The sequence below is a fragment of the Gloeocapsa sp. PCC 7428 genome (assembly GCF_000317555.1).
Taxonomy (GTDB): Bacteria; Cyanobacteriota; Cyanobacteriia; order Cyanobacteriales; family Chroococcidiopsidaceae; genus Chroogloeocystis.
On the sequence record NC_019745.1, the window covers coordinates 2,765,775 to 2,781,815 of the forward strand.

Annotated in this window: 17 protein-coding genes; 10 read left to right on the forward strand and 7 right to left on the reverse strand. The window is 43.0% G+C overall.

The window, feature by feature from the left end; all coding sequences use genetic code 11:
* Positions 1-36 precede the first annotated feature (36 nt).
* The 4 genes from GLO7428_RS12115 to GLO7428_RS26700 all read right to left on the reverse strand — a co-directional run bounded on the left by GLO7428_RS12115 (position 37) and on the right by GLO7428_RS26700 (position 2,359).
* Positions 37-594, reverse strand: coding sequence for a methyltransferase (locus GLO7428_RS12115; protein WP_255348348.1), 558 nt, complete (start codon positions 592-594; stop codon positions 37-39).
* A gap of 363 nt (positions 595-957) precedes the next feature.
* Complete coding sequence (locus GLO7428_RS12120; protein WP_015188837.1) at positions 958-1,134, reverse strand: chlorophyll a/b-binding protein; 177 nt, start codon at positions 1,132-1,134, stop codon at positions 958-960.
* 67 nt (positions 1,135-1,201) lie between these two features.
* A complete protein-coding gene (locus GLO7428_RS12125) occupies positions 1,202-1,399 on the reverse strand; it encodes an NblA/ycf18 family protein (RefSeq protein ID WP_015188838.1) in 198 nt (65 codons plus the stop codon).
* Between the two features lie 768 nt (positions 1,400-2,167).
* Positions 2,168-2,359, reverse strand: a complete 192-nt coding sequence (locus tag GLO7428_RS26700) for a hypothetical protein (RefSeq protein WP_231295477.1) — start codon at positions 2,357-2,359, stop codon at positions 2,168-2,170.
* A 496-nt stretch (positions 2,360-2,855) separates the two neighbouring features.
* Between GLO7428_RS26700 and GLO7428_RS12130 the strand changes: the two genes are divergently transcribed.
* The gene (locus GLO7428_RS12130; protein WP_015188841.1) at positions 2,856-4,439 is read left to right on the forward strand and encodes a B12-binding domain-containing radical SAM protein; all 1,584 of its coding nucleotides are present in this window, start codon (positions 2,856-2,858) and stop codon (positions 4,437-4,439) included.
* Positions 4,440-4,528: 89 nt separating this feature from the next.
* On the opposite strand, the gene GLO7428_RS12135 is transcribed toward GLO7428_RS12130, so the two are convergent.
* Together GLO7428_RS12135 and GLO7428_RS12140 are read right to left on the reverse strand one after the other, a co-directional pair.
* The gene (locus GLO7428_RS12135; RefSeq protein WP_015188842.1) at positions 4,529-4,930 is read right to left on the reverse strand and encodes a fasciclin domain-containing protein; all 402 of its coding nucleotides are present in this window, start codon (positions 4,928-4,930) and stop codon (positions 4,529-4,531) included.
* Positions 4,931-5,010: 80 nt separating this feature from the next.
* Positions 5,011-6,264, reverse strand: coding sequence for a VWA domain-containing protein (locus tag GLO7428_RS12140; RefSeq protein ID WP_015188843.1), 1,254 nt, complete (start codon positions 6,262-6,264; stop codon positions 5,011-5,013).
* A gap of 327 nt (positions 6,265-6,591) precedes the next feature.
* On the opposite strand from GLO7428_RS12140, the gene GLO7428_RS12145 reads away from it, so the two are divergent.
* From GLO7428_RS12145 to GLO7428_RS12185, 9 genes are all read left to right on the forward strand, one after another.
* On the forward strand, positions 6,592-7,251 hold the full coding sequence (locus GLO7428_RS12145) for an ATP-dependent Clp protease proteolytic subunit (protein ID WP_015188844.1): 660 nt from the start codon (positions 6,592-6,594) through the stop codon (positions 7,249-7,251).
* Between the two features lie 116 nt (positions 7,252-7,367).
* Positions 7,368-7,961, forward strand: a complete 594-nt coding sequence (locus tag GLO7428_RS12150) for an ATP-dependent Clp protease proteolytic subunit (RefSeq protein WP_015188845.1) — start codon at positions 7,368-7,370, stop codon at positions 7,959-7,961.
* Positions 7,962-8,019: 58 nt separating this feature from the next.
* Positions 8,020-8,622: a J domain-containing protein gene (locus GLO7428_RS12155; RefSeq protein ID WP_041918612.1), complete on the forward strand. Its 603-nt coding sequence runs from the start codon at positions 8,020-8,022 to the stop codon at positions 8,620-8,622.
* Between the two features lie 7 nt (positions 8,623-8,629).
* Complete coding sequence (locus GLO7428_RS12160) at positions 8,630-8,884, forward strand: MoaD/ThiS family protein (protein ID WP_196797591.1); 255 nt, start codon at positions 8,630-8,632, stop codon at positions 8,882-8,884.
* Between the two features lie 216 nt (positions 8,885-9,100).
* Positions 9,101-10,165 carry a PotD/PotF family extracellular solute-binding protein gene (locus GLO7428_RS12165; protein WP_015188848.1) on the forward strand — a complete coding sequence of 355 codons (1,065 nt, stop codon included), beginning with the start codon at positions 9,101-9,103 and terminating at the stop codon, positions 10,163-10,165.
* Between the two features lie 68 nt (positions 10,166-10,233).
* A complete protein-coding gene (locus tag GLO7428_RS12170; protein ID WP_015188849.1) occupies positions 10,234-11,130 on the forward strand; it encodes an ABC transporter permease in 897 nt (298 codons plus the stop codon).
* Entirely contained in the window at positions 11,127-11,885 is a 759-nt protein-coding gene (locus tag GLO7428_RS12175; protein ID WP_015188850.1) for an ABC transporter permease, read from the forward strand. Before GLO7428_RS12170 ends, GLO7428_RS12175 begins: the two co-directional genes overlap by 4 nt.
* A 10-nt stretch (positions 11,886-11,895) precedes the next feature.
* Positions 11,896-13,374 (forward strand): aminobutyraldehyde dehydrogenase, encoded by a 1,479-nt coding sequence (locus GLO7428_RS12180; protein WP_015188851.1) that lies wholly within the window; start codon positions 11,896-11,898, stop codon positions 13,372-13,374.
* Between the two features lie 104 nt (positions 13,375-13,478).
* Entirely contained in the window at positions 13,479-14,555 is a 1,077-nt protein-coding gene (locus GLO7428_RS12185; RefSeq protein WP_015188852.1) for an ABC transporter ATP-binding protein, read from the forward strand.
* A 33-nt stretch (positions 14,556-14,588) separates the two neighbouring features.
* Here the strand turns inward: GLO7428_RS12185 and GLO7428_RS12190 are convergent, their stop codons facing one another.
* Positions 14,589-15,872 (reverse strand): metallophosphoesterase family protein, encoded by a 1,284-nt coding sequence (locus GLO7428_RS12190; RefSeq protein WP_015188853.1) that lies wholly within the window; start codon positions 15,870-15,872, stop codon positions 14,589-14,591.
* Between the last annotated feature and the right edge of the window lie 169 nt (positions 15,873-16,041).

Consider the following 16,041-nt stretch of genomic DNA (forward strand, 5'->3'; position numbering starts at 1 on the left):
GGCAGTGTGCAAATGTGTCGGTCACTCGGCTTGACTTCATTTGGGGTTAATTTTATGGCGATCGCTTTCCGAACGAGTATGACGCGAAAAACGAAGTATGAATCCCTTCGGCTTGATACCCCGATCTGGGTAGTCTTTTAAGTCAGTCCAAGAATGCATATATCCGAGACGTTCCATTTCTCTGGCAAATGCACGGTGCGCTCCGCGTCCAGGATCGACGATGATGACATCCACTTGACTACTAGAGTGGCGATCGATAAATGAGGATACCAGATCTATATGTTGATGTTCGTATAAAACATCGCTGCCTATGATTAAGTCAAACTTTCCCAAGCTCAGTGCAGTGTTCCAATCTCCGGTTTTAAAGCGTATTGGAGCTAAAGAGTTTAAGATCGTATTTTCAAGCAGAAAAGACTGAGCAAGAGGATGGTAGTCGCTAGCAGTAATATCTCCGCCGAGTTGTTTAACTACGATGCTAGGTAGACCAATACCGCAACCAATTTCTAAAATACGTCTTCCTTCAAGTGGCTCCTGAAGCATTACCATAGCCAAAATCTTGCTCATCGGCCATATCTGTCCAAATAGAGACCACATAGCTGAGGATATTCCGAGCCGCAGCGCTTCCTCATTTGGATCTGAAAACTGTTGGAGATCGAGTAAGCTTTGAATTGTGTATTCTATACCACCAATGCAAATCGTCTCGAATTTTACTTTGTAGTTATGTTTTGAGATAAGGATAGCTCCAAGGATTAGTTCGATTTAACTGTGTTGTCGTGTTCTATGCCATATTGGACGTATCTTTGATCGGTTCAGGAATGCGAATGAAGTTAAAGATTTTCATGCTTTGCCTTGGGCATATTACCGACTAGCAGTTGATTCTAGCTACGTCTTAGATAGCTCATTAAATCTGGTTATCCTAGCTTCTCTAAAAAAACCAATTTGTGAGCGAAGCTCAACTTATAAAAGACCCCAATAGTGAAGAAAACCTTGACCAGAAAATACCTCAATTAAAACGGCAGACAAAAAACCAATCATCGCCAAACGACCGTTCCAAATTTCAGTTTGAGGTGTAAATCCCCAGCGCCAGGCATTGCGATTCTTGTTCAAGGAGGTAATGTTTGTGTTAGCTGACATGGTTAATACTCCAATTTTTATGGCTGTAGCGACTCATTCAATGATGCAAAACCATCACTTCGTAGTTTTATCGAGAAGTAGAATTTTGATCTAAATTCCATTCGTGTTTGAGAAGTTCTTGATAAATTGTTTCCCGAACCATCATGTATCTATACTGCGCGAGTAAAAACTCTTGAGCTTGTTCGCGAGACATTTGCTGCACTAGGTCGGAAAAGCTTCTGAGGCTAAATTCTTGTTCTAAAGTTAATTCGATAGTCTGATCCATAGCTAACTCCTATCCCCAATCGGGGTGACAACTGTCAGTTTGATGTTGCAGTAAATCTCTTCGCTGGATCTGACCCAACGGATTTGTCACTATTAACATCTTGATAAAGGTATTTACCATCAGCACAGCGGCGACATCTTGGGAAGCACAACGACGCTGGTGTTTCAGGTGTATACACTCAGATAAAAAATTGGTTCTTAAATTGCTTGGGCATTGAACGCACCTCTATCACCGATGGCGTACAAAGCTAGCTTTCCTACTTTTCACCTCACCTTCTAAATGTAACATATTATTTACAAGTTTGAAGGTGTTTAGCAAAATATGTTATATTTTCTTGCCTCTTTAATCGCGTAAAGAGTCACAACTTTGACGTTGTCAGAATTTATTTATCTCGCTTCAAAGCAACTGAGGCGATCGCAACTACAAAAAGTTTAAATCTTATTTGAGTCAGCACCGATATTCTGGAAAATCGCCTAAAGCGTAGTTATCTAAGCCACAATGGAGAGAACCTCTATTGAGGAGTGGGTATGTCAAAAGAGAAGAAAGGCAACAGAGAAGCCAAAAAGCCGAAGGTAAAATCTGATGGCACAAAGAAGCAGAAAAAAGACCCAAATAGGCATGATGGGCTAGGAGGGAAATAAATCATAGTCCTTTCCGTTGTTCCTTAATTACCCAGATATGCCTCTGATCTAAAAAATCGGGGGCAAGTTTTAAATAATTAACCTGAGAATTTGGTGGCACGCACCAAATAGAGTGCTGAAGAAAGTTTTAGTTTGCTAAATCAACTAAAGCGTCCCACTGGAAGCGGATAACACGTAAGACTGAATTGCGATAATGCTCGGATGTAAATACCGAGAGCGTGACTTTGTTTTGATTACTTTCTAGAATATGTTTTACTGTGCAGATTTGCTTTTTATTATTGCAGTAGGCAACAATGCGATCGCCAGCCTTGATATTCAACGCTTTAATTTTCAAGTAATTCTCGACTTTAGACAAGGAAATAGCTGAGCTAAAGATATATCTTGCTACGCTCTATTTACCCAGCAAATTTATTATTGATCTTATCACACAATCGAAAGAAACATCTCTATTATCAGATCCAGTATTTTTCTGTCAAGGTAGTTTATACTTAAATTAATAACAAGAGGTCATTAAAATGAAAGCTTTGTTAAAAAGCTCGATGCAATCCCCAGTTCGATTTATCGCTGGAGATAGCTTAAGGAAGACTTCGATAACAGTTGGACAATCTATGAATGGCGCGCATACTTGCCCTTGCTGTTCAGATACTTTACTGTGTCACATACGCTTAGGAAAACTTTACTGGCGTTGTAGCCACTGTTATCAAGAAATGCCTGTTTAGACAACGATTGCAGACATTGAAACCTATATTCTAACTGAGGGAGGATGTCAAGGCAACCGGTTATGTCAAAATAGACCAAAGCTACGCCGAGGTCTTATGAAAGCGTTGTTGCTTTATCCTCAGTTTCCCCAGTCCTTTTGGTCTTACGATCGCTGCATGGAAATCGCAGGACTCAAAGCGGTCATTCCACCACTCGGAATCATTACAGTCGCAGCACTACTACCGCAAGATTGGGAAGTTAGATTTTGCGATCGCAACGTCAATCTTGAAACTGAAGCTGATTGGGAATGGTGCGATCTGGTCATTATTTCGGCGATGTTAGTGCAGAAGCCGGATTTTCTTGCCCTCATTCAAAAAGCAGTGCGATTAGGCAAAAAAGTCGCTGTCGGTGGACCTTATCCGACATCTGTTCCGCAAGACGCGCTTGACGCTGGCGCGCATTATCTAGTTTTAGACGAAGGGGAAATGACGGTTCCCCAATTTCTTGAAGCGCTAACGCAAGGCAAAGCACAGGGAATCTTTCGCTCAATTGAAAAACCAGACGTCACCCTTAGCCCAATGCCCCGCTTTGATTTGCTACAGCGGGATGCTTACTTCATGATGGCGATTCAATTTTCTCGCGGTTGTCCGTTCAACTGCGAGTTTTGCGACATTATCTCGCTGTATGGTCGCAAACCACGCACCAAGGAACCAAACCAGACTATAGCAGAATTACAAGCACTTTATGATTTAGGCTGGCGAGGGTCACTCTTTATTGTTGACGACAACTTTATTGGCAATCAGCGTAATGTCAAACGCTTTTTACGCGAATTGATTCCTTGGGTAAAGCAGCACAACTATCCATTCACCTTTATGACCGAAGCGTCGGTAAATTTAGCAGAAGATGATGAATTACTCCATCTCATGAGTGAAGCAGGCTTCTATGCAGTTTTTCTTGGTATTGAAACACCCGATCAAGATAGTCTGCAAGTGACGCGTAAACTGCAAAATACTCGCAATCCATTAGTCGAAGCCTGTCGCAAAATTAATCAAGCAGGTATGCTGATTTATGCAGGGTTTATCCTTGGCTTTGATGGAGAACGTTCGGGTGCAGGTCAACGAATACAAGCATTTGTTGAACAAACAGGTATTCCTCAACCTATGTTAGGTATTTTGCAAGCATTACCTAATACTGCGTTGTGGAACCGACTTCAGCAAGAGCAACGTTTAATTGCGGATAATGGTATGACTCCTGTAGGGGATCAGAATAACTTGATGAATTTTGTCCCTACTCGCCCTATTAGTGAAATTGCGAAAGAGTATACCGAAGGCTTTTGGACATTGTATGACCCTGCGAATTATCTCAGACGCTGTTTGCAGCAATGTCTCAGTATCGGTTCACTTACAGGGCGGAAGCAGACAATGCAATTTCCTTCTGGTAAGGGATTGCGACTTGTTGCCCAGTTGTTGTGGCATCAGGGCATACGGCGATCTGAAATTAGGATGCAGTTTTGGCAACAACTCTGGATAATTCTACGCAGAAAACCGCAAGTTCTCAATATGTATTTAGGTTTATGTGCTGCTGGAGAGCATTTTTGGGAGTATCGCGTTTTAGCCAGAGAACGGATTACTCAACAGTTAGGGTACGATCCATTGCAAGCTATGCTACCTGAGCAAGAACCAATGTTAGTAAACACTTAGATAACTTCGATAAACTTTTCATATAATTGTGGGATAGCAACTCTAGAATTTGCTATCCCAAAAATAATATTGCCTATCGCAGCGTTGGCTTACGCAGGAAGTAAAACTGTGTCAATGACGTGAATAACACCATTATCAGCAGCGACATCCGGTGTTGCAACGGTGGCATCGTTTACCTTAACACCATTAGAAGCATCAATTTTCACATCTGATCCTTCAACGGTGGTAGCTGACTTTAGCTTGACCACATCAGCCGCCATTACCTTGCCTGAAACGACATGATAAGTCAAGATTTTCTTGAGCTTGGGAATGTCCTTAAGTAATGCATCTACTGTACCTTTAGGAAGCTTAGCGAATGCTTCATCTGTAGGTGCAAAGACGGTGAATGGACCCGCGCCTTTTAAAGTATCTACTAAATTAGCAGCTTTGATTGCAGTAACTAGGGTATCAAACGAACCAGCCTTAACGGCAGTATCAACAATGTCAGCCAAGTATGTTACCTAGTTTTGTGAATCTATTAACAACTATAAACTACTTTCTCAAAAATCGCACTGAGTCCAGGGTTTTATAGTTACTCCTGCAATATAGTTTTAGAAACGATCCGCGTTTTCTTGCGATCGCTTTGTGAAAGTTCTTCTCCGGCTTGTAATCGCGTTGCAGAGGTTTGTAATACAGTCGCCGCGCCTTTGTCGCCCATTTGTAATGCGGTTTTGGCTGCGGTTTGTAGCATTGTGGCTGCGCCTGCGCGATCGCCTTGTTGGAGTTTTGTCTCGGCAAGTTGCGTTTGGCGATATTTTGCTAATGCCAAGATGTGCGTTTGCACTTGTGAATTGATCGCGGGTTGATACGCGCGCGTTACGTTAATTACCACAGGGATCGTTTCTGAAAGTAATCCTGTGCGATTCATTCCAGGATCGTCATAGCGGACTTGCAATTGCGCGATCGCGCTTCTACCTTCAGGTAACTGTCCAATGTACAAGTTGGTCAAGATAACACGCTGTACTTTCATCAAATCTCCTAAACGAACCGCAAAGCGTCCATCAGCTTCTTGTTGAACTGGTAACTCAATCGTATCCGGTGCAACTTGGGCGATCGGTTTAAGTTCCGCAAGGCGCACTTTCGGCATCAGTGAAAATAGCAAATAAGCATTTGTTAATCCCACCGTTGAGATGCGGTTAAACAAACGACTAAACTCATCAACAGCTTGTTCAGGTTGCTCAATATACGATAAAGTACCACCACCAGCATCTGCAATTTGCTCTAAAATATCTTGATTCCAGTGGTCGCCAAAACCTAAAGTATTAAGTGTGAGATTGTAACTTGCCGCAAGTTCTGCAAATTTGAGACAGCGTTGATTGTCACCGTGTTCATTTTCACCATCGGTTAATAAAAATGCTTGGGAAATGGACTCTTTTTTACCCTTAGCAAGTTCTTCGATTCCTAGTCGCATTCCTTCATCAATTGCAGTTCCCCCAGCGGCTGAGAGGCGCTTGATTTGCCGTTTGATGCTTTCGGGATCGTCAACAATTTGACTCGGAACTAAAACTTTGGCACGGTGATCGAAAACGACAACGCTTAAGCGATCAACTCCAGGAGTCAGGCGATCGACAAGTCCATTTGCTGCTTGTTTTACAGTTTCGAGGGGATGTCCTTTCATCGAACCGCTGTGGTCGAGAATCAGACAGAGATTGAGTGGTACACTGCGATCGAACTCAAAGTCAGTTTGCGTATCCGCAGCGATCGCGATCGCTAACTGCCGTTGACTATTGGTTTGAGTTGCATCTAAATTAGCATCATTCAGTGCCGGTTGAATAAAAACCTTCATAACTTTAAATTCCTAATTTTTTATGTGGTTAATGGGTAATAAGAAAGCTTTTAGCACTTGGCAATTAGCATTTAGCGACAACAGACGCTAACAGCTAACCGAAGAACGCTAATTGCTACTAATAACCAGTTACCATCCTTAAAATGACATTTATTTTTACGAATTACTGATATAAACAGTTATAACTAATACTCAGAATATCCTACGCCTGGAATTGTCCACAGGCTTAATGTGTACTGATAGCGAGTAAACCGTACTCCTGCTTCGTTTCAGCACACGTTAGGATGTACTAAAGATAAAAGCTATATTTTAGGCAATTAATTGTCTATGGAATCACCCATCAAGGCTGTTCAAGCGCCCTACTATGGCGATAACTTCTACCGTACACCGCCCCCCGACTTACCTTCCTTGCTACTCAAGGAACGAATTGTTTACTTAGGGATGCCGTTAGTCCCTGCGGTGACAGAATTACTTATTGCCGAACTACTATACCTCCAGTCAGAAGATCCCGACAAGCCGATTCGAGTTTACATTAACTCGACAGGTACTTCAGGTTACAGTGGCGAACTTGTTGGTTTTGAAACCGAAGCTTTTGCGATCTATGACACGATGAAGTACATCAAGCCCCCGATCCATACAATCTGTATTGGAATGGCGATGGGGATGTCTGCGATGTTACTCAGTGCGGGAACAAAAGGCTGTCGCGCTAGCTTACCTCATGCGACGATCGTACTGCATCAACCAAAGAGCTATGCTCAAGGTCAAGCAAGTGATATTCAAATTCGCGCCAAAGAAGTGCTAGCGAATAAAGCTGCAATGCTCGATATCTTAGCAAGCACGACTGGTCAAGCCCGCGAAAAAATCGAAAAAGATATGGACCGGATATTCTATATATCTCCTGAACACGCTGTAGAGTACGGTTTAATTGATCGCGTGTTGACAAAAGAAGATCTCGCGAGTCCTCAACTTCCCGCAGGAATTATTTAGTGACTAGTAGCTAGTGGGTAGCAGCCTAGTTTTAAAATTTCACTAAGCATCAAGTATCTAATCACTAGCCACTTATATATCAATAGCTCAACTTCCTACTCAACTTGGAGTGTACTATGCCAATTGGCGTTCCTAAAGTCCCCTATCGGATGCCAGGGGAAGCTTATACACAGTGGATTGACATTTACAATCGCCTCTACCGCGAACGTATTATTTTCCTAGGTAGAGATGTCGATGACGAAATTGCGAACCAAATCATCGCGGTAATGTTGTATCTGGATTCCGAAGATCCAGGTAAGGATATTTACCTTTACATCAACTCGCCTGGTGGGATGGTGACATCGGGTATGGCAATCTACGACACAATGCAGCACATCAAATCAGATGTCGTAACAATTTGCGTCGGTTTAGCCGCCTCAATGGGATCTTTCTTGCTAGCTGCTGGAACTAAGGGTAAACGACTTGCATTACCCCACTCGCGAATCATGATTCACCAACCTTCTGGTGGAACGCGCGGACAAGCAACCGATATCGAAATCGAAGCGCGAGAAATTCTCCGAATTCGCCACCAGTTAAACCAGATTTATGCTGATAATACTGGTCAGCCACTAGAAAAAATTGAAAAAGACATGGATCGTGACTTTTTCATGTCGGCTGAAGAAGCGAAGCAATACGGTTTGATTGATAAAGTGATTGAAGAAAGACCGTAGAAGTTAGCCATTAGTTAGTAGCTTCTTGCTAATGGCTAATGGCTAATTGACGATCGTGATGAAGATGATAGGTTATTACCAAATATTAGGATTAACAGCGGAAGCAACACTTGAGGAAATCAAAGTAGCTTACCGTAAATTAGTACAAAAGTATCATCCTGACCTTAACCCTGGCGATCAGCAAGCCAGGGATAAATTTATTGCGATTACAGAGGCTTATAAAAAACTACTTGACTCGGTGCAATCAACACAAGCGCTACAACAAGACAACACTCAAAAGCAACCGTCAGGACAACGAAAGTCTTCCGCAACAAAAGTTACTCGCAAAGATACCTCCCCTTATATACCCCCGCTATCGGCATTTGAATTTCAGGTGAAGTGGAATTCTTACCGAGAATTGCAGAAATTGTGGAAGAATAACAGACTTACCCAAGCGATCGCACTCGCCGAAACCCTCGCCCAAAAATTACCGCAAGATCCTGAAGTCAGATCGTGGCTAGCAAGCACTTATCAACGCTGGGGACGACAACTAATCGGCGATCGCCAACTGGAAACCGCGAGAATTTATCTGAAAAAAGCCTTAAAAACCGATCCGCATAACCGTTCTTTATGGTCAGAAGTCGAACGCGATTTTCGCCGTATGGAAAGGATTTTTAGATAAAACTATGATAGACACTATCACAGTAACAGTTAAATTATTTGCTGCGTATCAAGAAGCTTATGGTACGTCAGAGTTGATACTAGAATTTCCGCAAGGAACTTCAGTCGTTGAAGTCCGCGATCGCCTCATCCAAGAACACCCCGAACTCTACCAATGGCGCGATATCACTCGGTTTGGAATTAACTTGCAATTTGTCGAACCAGAAACTCTCCTCAGCGATGGTGATGAGGTGGTGTTAATTCCGCCAGTCAGCGGGGGTTAATTTATCTAATCGCCCTTACGCAGCAAGTAAGCAAGAATCGTTAAACATTTGAATACTTTTATTGCAGAATGTAGCAAAATTTATAGAAAGCGTTATCTTCTACGAGCTAGGTTTTAATCTGCTATTAGGAAAAAGCTTATTGAGGACAATCTTCAATAAGTTGTAGCTAAGTATACATTTTAGCCACCAATAACGACTCGCTAGGAATAACAAACGATGAAAAATAAGCCATTAATGTTCATTCTCAGTATTTGCATTGCAACCTTAGTGGCTTTCTTCTTTCCAGATTCCGCACAAGCAAAAAACTGTACTTTGCGAATTATTGGCTGGGAAGGATACATGGATCAATCGTTTACAAAGCCATTTGAACAAAAGTATGGGTGCAAAGTTGTTGCTAGCTATGCAGGTTCTTCGGATGAAATGTATGCCAAAATCAAAGCGAGTAAAGGCAAAACTTACGATTTAGTCACAGCATCAGGAGACTTGACAAAACGTTTATATGATGCTGGTTTAATTGAACCACTAGATTTATCCAAAGTACCAAATTATCAAAACCTACTACCAACTTTTCAAAAACCACCTTACAACACTTTTGACGGTCAACCTTACGGTGTTTCGATCGCCTGGGGACCTGATTTTCTGATTTACGATAAAACAGTTATTAAATCAGAACCACAAACTTGGAAAATTCTCTACGAACCGCAATACAAAGGTAAAGTTTCACTACCCGACTACCCAATTTTTAACGCAGATATTGCACTTTGGAATGGGTATCCTAATATTTTTGAACTCAGTAAAGAAAAGTTAGAACAAGAGATAAAACCAAAGCTTTTCCCACTACGTCCGCAAGTACGTAAATTTTGGAATAGCCAAGGCGAACTTGCACAATTATTCTTAAATAAAGAAATAGCATTAGCCTGGGGATGGCCCGTTGCAATCGAAGAACTCAAACGCGCCAACTTTCCCGTTGCTGCAACAATTCCCCAAGAAGGAACAACCGGCTGGAGTGATTCGTGGATGATGATTAAAAACTCACCCAATCAAGACATAGCCTACGCTTGGATGGACTATATGCTGACTGGTACAGCACAAAAACAAATGACCGAAATTACAGGTTACTGGCCAGTCTCCAGCCAAATCTTACCACTCCTCACCACCGAACAACAAGCAGAATTACATCTCGACGACGTAGCCAACTTCTACAGCAAAATTCACTTTTGGGAAACAGTCCCCAACTACGACAACTGGGTAGCACTGTGGAACGAATTCCGAGGACAATAACCAGAGGTCAGAGGAGACGCGCGCTAGTCCTATTTTCTTTGTGCCTACCCGCAGGGAAGGCTACGCCAATGTGGTTCATTAAAAACTCCATCTTAATGGCAACAACAGTACCCATTCAACAAAAGAACCTCCCAACAGGATTTTGGACAAGCTTTCTTCCACCATCCTTATGGATGATTAGCTTCTACTTCATTCCCATAATAGTATTACTCAGCTATGCCTTTATGCAGCACGAATACGTGCAAATCATCCCCAAATTTACCTGGCAAAACTTCATTCAAATTATCAATAATCCAGGCTACCGCAACACACTATTTCGCACCATATACATCGCAACAATTGTAACAGCAATCAATGCCATATTAGCCTTTCCAGTAGCATACTTTCTCGCTTTATATGCAGGAAAATACAAACAAATACTAACGCTGTTAATCTTACTTCCACTATGGTCAAGCTACTTAGTAAGAGTATTTGCGTGGCGGGTTATTTTAGGTTACAACGGAGTTCTCAACAGCTTTCTAGTTTCACTAGGAATTTTTACAGAACCTTCTTCTTTATTTCTCTATAATCAATTTTCGATGGTAGTGACGCTGTGTTATGTATGGCTACCATTTATGATTTTGCCATTAGTTACCGCCTTAGAAAGATTACCAAAAAATCTACTCGAAGCCTCAGCAGATTTAGGCGCAAATTCTTGGAATACTTTCCGCAAAGTCACATTTCCTCTAGTTTTACCTGGACTTTTAGCAGGAGGAATCTCCGTTTTTAGCTTAACTGTAGGAGACTATATTACTGCTTCATTAGTTGGCGGTGCGGGAGATATTCTTGTGGGAAACATTGTTGCTAGTCAGTTTGGCGTAGCAGATAATTGGCCTTTAGGTGCGGCGTTTGCACTAGTAATTCTACTGTTATTATTCGGGCTAATGACAATTCTCTCGCGTCAAAGTGTATTGGAGAATCTATGAAACAGCTTTTGGGTGGGTTAACAATTCTCGTTTACTTGTTCATGTATCTACCCATCCTGGTGATTGTTGTTTTTAGCTTCAGTCAGGGAAGGGTTTTAGCGTTACCGATTCAAGGTTGGACAGTAGATTGGTACAATGCAGCTTTATCCGACGATCGCTTACAAGCGGGTTTGTTTAACAGTATACGAGTTGCGATCGCCGCGACTTCCATCGCCGCTATTTTAGGAACACTTGCCGCTTTCGCCATCCAAAAATATCAATTTTTCGGTAAAAATGCGTTTCGTACCGCCGCCGTATTACCCATAATTCTGCCAGGAATCGTCACTGGTGTCGCGATGTTGAGTTTCTTCTCGACATTAGATGTCCCACTAGGACTTTTAACCGTAATTATCGGTCACGCCACGTTTGGTTTTCCCGTCGTTTTTAATACCGTCGCCGCCAGAATTTCACAGTTACCCCGCAGTTTAGAAGAAGCCGCCGCTGATTTAGGCGCGTCGCCGTGGGCAGCGTTTTGGAGAGTGGTGTTTCCAGGGATACGTTCGGCTTTGATTTCAGGAACACTTTTAGCTTTTACTTTAAGCTTTGACGAAATCATTGTCACAATTTTTCTCACAGGTCAAGATAACACTTTACCAATGGAAATTTGGGCGAGGTTGCGTTTTGGAATTACACCCGAAATCAACGCTACAGTGACATTAATTCTTGTGTTTTCGATTTGTTTGGTGTTGTTAAGTCAAAAATTTGCCCGCGAGTAGGATACTTGCTATGGAACAGTACAAGATGATCGTCAATGGCGAAGCAGTCGTAGCGGTAAGCGCCAATTGGGAAACAGTAATTAACCCCGCAACCGAAGATGAAATCGCCGAAGTTCCCCAAGCTGATTATACCGATGTTGATAACGCGGTCAAAGCCGCGAAATCTGCCTGCACAAGTTGGTCACAATTAAGCCCAGCAGAACGCAGTACATTAATCTATAAACTCGCCGACGCTTTAGAAGCCAAAATTGATAAACTTGCCCAAATTGAAAGCCTCAGCGCCGGTAAACCGATTAAACTTGTTGCCAATGGTGACGTTCCCTTTGCGATTGATAATATCCGTTACTTTGCTGGTCAAGCAAGAGTGATTGAAGGAATTGCCACAAAAGAATTTGTTTCAGGCTACACTTCGACAATCCGCCGCGAACCTGTGGGAGTTGTCGCTTCGATCGCACCGTGGAATTATCCGATTATGATGGCAGCGTGGAAAATAGCACCTGCGATCGCCGCAGGAAACACCGTTGTGATTAAACCTGCGCCGCAAACACCGTTAACGACTTTGATGTTGGCACAAACCGCATTAGAAGTCGGCTTTCCGCCTGGGGTGATTAATGTTGTCACAGGTGGTGCAAGTGTGGGAGAACCATTAGTATCGCATCCTGATGTCCGAATGGTGTCGTTTACAGGTTCGACACGTACCGGAAAACGCATTATGGAACTCGCCGCGCAAAAAGTGACGCGGGTACATTTAGAACTTGGTGGGAAAGCGCCGTTCGTTGTCTTTGCCGATGCGGATATCGCCGCTGCTGCGCAAGGTGCAGTTGTGGGTGCTTATATCAATACTGGACAAGATTGTACTGCTGCTACACGCATTTTAGTCGAGCGATCGCGCTATCAAGAGTTTCTTAGCACATTTAGTGAATTAGCGCAACAAGTGCGTTTGGGAACACCCCAAGCCGAAACTACCGACATGGGACCATTAATTTCTGCCGATCAACGACAACGAGTGCATGGCTTTGTCGAACGCGCTAAAAATGATGGTGTTTCTCTGAAATTAGGCGGAGAAATGCCGGATGGTAAAGGCTTTTTCTATCAACCGACAATATTCTGTGATGCACCTACCTCTAGTGAAATTATGCAAGAAGAAGTGTTTGGTCCTGTGGTAGTCGTCAATGCCATTGATTCGGAAGAAGAAGCGATCGCGGTTGCCAACGATGTGAAGTACGGCTTAGCTGCATCCGTCTGGACAAAAGATGTTACTAAAGCTTGGCGCGTCGCTAGTGCGTTAGAATTTGGCACAGTTTGGATCAACGATCACTTACCCTTAGCTTCCGAAATGCCGCATGGCGGTTTTAAAGAATCTGGCTTTGGTAAGGACTTATCGCGCTACGCGATGGAAGAGTATACGATTGCGAAACATATCATGTTCGATCTCAGTGGCGATGTGAAAAAGCCCTGGCACTTCACTGCATTTGGGGATGCAGAATAATTTTGTAGGGTGGGCGTTTTGTCTACCCTTTTTTATACGAACCACAGAGACACAGAGAACCCAGAGATGAAGAGTTTGAGAGAGTTCTTGCGTAAGTTCTACAAATGAAAATAGCAGTCAGATTAGAACAAGTTAGCAAGAATTATGGTGCTGTGCAGGCGGTTAAGGAAGTAAGCCTCGTAGTCAACCAAGGTGAATTTTTTACGCTTCTTGGCGCTTCTGGCTGCGGGAAAACGACGCTTTTGCGGCTGATTGGTGGCTTTGAAATTCCAAATAGCGGCAAGGTTTGGATTGGCGATCGCGATGTCAGCCGTTTACCGGCGTATCGTCGTAATGTGCATACTGTGTTTCAAGATTATGCGTTGTTTCCGCATTTATCAGTGTTTGAAAACATTGGCTTTTCTTTACAAGTTAAACGATTGACGCGTGATGAAATTGGTACGCGCGTGACTGATGCACTCAAGTTAGTTCAACTATTGGAAATGCGCGATCGCTTTCCTTCCCAACTTTCTGGCGGACAACGCCAACGAGTTGCGATCGCCCGCGCGATTGTCGATCGCCCTGATGTGTTGCTATTGGATGAACCTTTATCTGCTTTGGATGCTAAAATCCGCGTTGAACTGCGCGAGGAATTAAAACAACTCCAGCGTCAAACTGGAATTAGCTTCGTCTATGTGACGCACGATCAAGAAGAAGCATTAGCATTATCCGATCGCATCGCTGTACTACACAATGGCGAACTTTTACAAGTAGGCACGCCCTTAGCAGTTTATGAGCATCCTGTCAACCTTTATGTCGCAGAATTTATTGGACGCGCCAACTTTTTAGCAGGAGTTCTCGTACAAGTTAAGGGCGATCAAGGTCAAGTAAATATCGACAATCAAGTTGTTACAGGGACTTTAGCAGCGGAAATAGCGCCCAATAGCGCCGTAAAAGTTGTCATACGTCCAGAAAATATCAATCTTACTGCTAATACTAGTGATACAGCATATGCAGCCCAAATCGTGCAAAGTCAATATCTCGGCTATGCGACAAGTTACCTCGTTGAAATGTCAGGTTTAGAGTTTCACGTTTTAGAACTACGGCGACGCGGATCAAGTCCATACCAAGAAGGCGATCGCATTTTTCTTTCCTGGGAATGGCAAGAAGCGCTGATATTTCCTGATACCAGCAAATCCTAAATATATTCTCTATCACCAATTACCGATTACCGATTACCTCTTCTTTATCGTAAAATAATCCCGAATTTCCCCATAATCGTCAACGAACGTCACATCAAGCCGCTTCCCTTGTACATCGATGACTAACGATCCAGGAATGCTTAACGATGTATGCATTGCAGGATGCGGTGAAACTTCATCAGCACGCGCCGAAGTTCCAGCAACGATATATACTGTGCCTGCATGAGGTACTGAAGACTTATAGTATGCTCCTGATTTATCTTCTTGACCGCTACCTTGATCTTTTTTCATCTGGGAGCTAAAAGTGTCTGAGGTACCATAATGCCCGTCGATTAAGTATGAGCGTTCGTAGGAATGACTGTGACCAGATAGCACTAAGTCTACACCTGCTGCTTCCAAAATTGGCAAGGCACGTTCGCGCATTTCAATCAGTTCAATTTCTGTATCTGAATCGTGCGATCCTTTCGTATATGGAGGGTGATGCCAAAAAGCAATTTTCCAATCTTTATCAGACAAAGTTGCATCTTTAGCAGCCCAGGTTAGCATTGCGCCTGTAGACGTGCGATCGCTACCGTAAGAATCGAGACAAATAAAATGAATATTACCGTAGTCAAACGAATAATACGCAGCGGTTCCCGACGCTATCCCGCCCGCTTCGCCTTGTGTGGGAGGATTGAATAGTTCGTAATACGGTCCAGTTTGCCACTCAGAACTCGCACTTCCAGCATCGTGATTGCCAATTGCTGTCCACAGTACGCTGTTACGGAGAATCTGCGGATACATCTGAAAAACTCCCCGCTGATATTCATCCCAAGTACCAGTGTCGTAAGCATTATCCCCCAACATCAGCCACAAATCGGTATGACGCGTGCCAGTAAACTTTAAATATCCATCTCTAACCTGCGCCGCAATCTCGTTTCCGCGCCCTGAATCGCCAACAACCCAAATGCGAGTCGGCTTCGGTTGTTTTGGTGCGGTAACAAAAAAGAAACCTTCGTCTCTTTCAGTTGAATGGGCGATCGCATAATAATATTTTGTATCTGACTCAAGTTCCTGAAGTTTTACTGTATGGTCGCAGGTTACGGCTGCTTCTGTCGCACTTAACGATAGTTTATCTGGCGCAGTACCATACAACACTCTTCCTTGAACTGGATTGTTAGTCGCCCAACGGATAACGATACTAGACTCTGTTCCCTGTTGTAGATAGGGACCGCGAATAATTGCGGAGTGAAATGTTTTTTGATATTTTTCGGTTGCTGTTGCTTGGGTTGATGCGGTTTGTACCTCCAGCAAATCAAAACTTGAATCTTTACTCATTTGTGCCACTTCTAAAAATCATTAAACGCTTTTGAACTCAAACAATGCTTAAGTATGAGTTTTCGGCGTCCAATGCGTGCAAAAGCCTTTGGAAATTGCATCGTGTGTTTCAGGAACGAATAACACTTTTTGCTGCAAAGGACAAGAAATAGAGCCACGGTGCTGACAG

Bases quoted from the DNA above. Each gene is read 5' to 3' on its own strand.
- GLO7428_RS12175 (WP_015188850.1), top strand. From the start codon at position 11,127: ATGAAACAGCTTTTGGGTGGGTTAACAATTCTCGTTTACTTGTTCATG.
- GLO7428_RS12165 (WP_015188848.1), top strand. From the start codon at position 9,101: ATGAAAAATAAGCCATTAATGTTCATTCTCAGTATTTGCATTGCAACC.
- GLO7428_RS12120 (WP_015188837.1), bottom strand. From the start codon at position 1,134: ATGTCAGCTAACACAAACATTACCTCCTTGAACAAGAATCGCAATGCC.
- GLO7428_RS12190 (WP_015188853.1), bottom strand. From the start codon at position 15,872: ATGAGTAAAGATTCAAGTTTTGATTTGCTGGAGGTACAAACCGCATCA.
- GLO7428_RS12155 (WP_041918612.1), top strand. From the start codon at position 8,020: ATGAAGATGATAGGTTATTACCAAATATTAGGATTAACAGCGGAAGCA.
- GLO7428_RS12170 (WP_015188849.1), top strand. From the start codon at position 10,234: ATGTGGTTCATTAAAAACTCCATCTTAATGGCAACAACAGTACCCATT.
- GLO7428_RS12115 (WP_255348348.1), bottom strand. From the start codon at position 594: ATGTGGTCTCTATTTGGACAGATATGGCCGATGAGCAAGATTTTGGCT.
- GLO7428_RS12185 (WP_015188852.1), top strand. From the start codon at position 13,479: ATGAAAATAGCAGTCAGATTAGAACAAGTTAGCAAGAATTATGGTGCT.
- GLO7428_RS12140 (WP_015188843.1), bottom strand. From the start codon at position 6,264: ATGAAGGTTTTTATTCAACCGGCACTGAATGATGCTAATTTAGATGCA.
- GLO7428_RS12125 (WP_015188838.1), bottom strand. From the start codon at position 1,399: ATGGATCAGACTATCGAATTAACTTTAGAACAAGAATTTAGCCTCAGA.
- GLO7428_RS12145 (WP_015188844.1), top strand. From the start codon at position 6,592: ATGGAATCACCCATCAAGGCTGTTCAAGCGCCCTACTATGGCGATAAC.
- GLO7428_RS12150 (WP_015188845.1), top strand. From the start codon at position 7,368: ATGCCAATTGGCGTTCCTAAAGTCCCCTATCGGATGCCAGGGGAAGCT.
- GLO7428_RS12180 (WP_015188851.1), top strand. From the start codon at position 11,896: ATGGAACAGTACAAGATGATCGTCAATGGCGAAGCAGTCGTAGCGGTA.
- GLO7428_RS12130 (WP_015188841.1), top strand. From the start codon at position 2,856: ATGAAAGCGTTGTTGCTTTATCCTCAGTTTCCCCAGTCCTTTTGGTCT.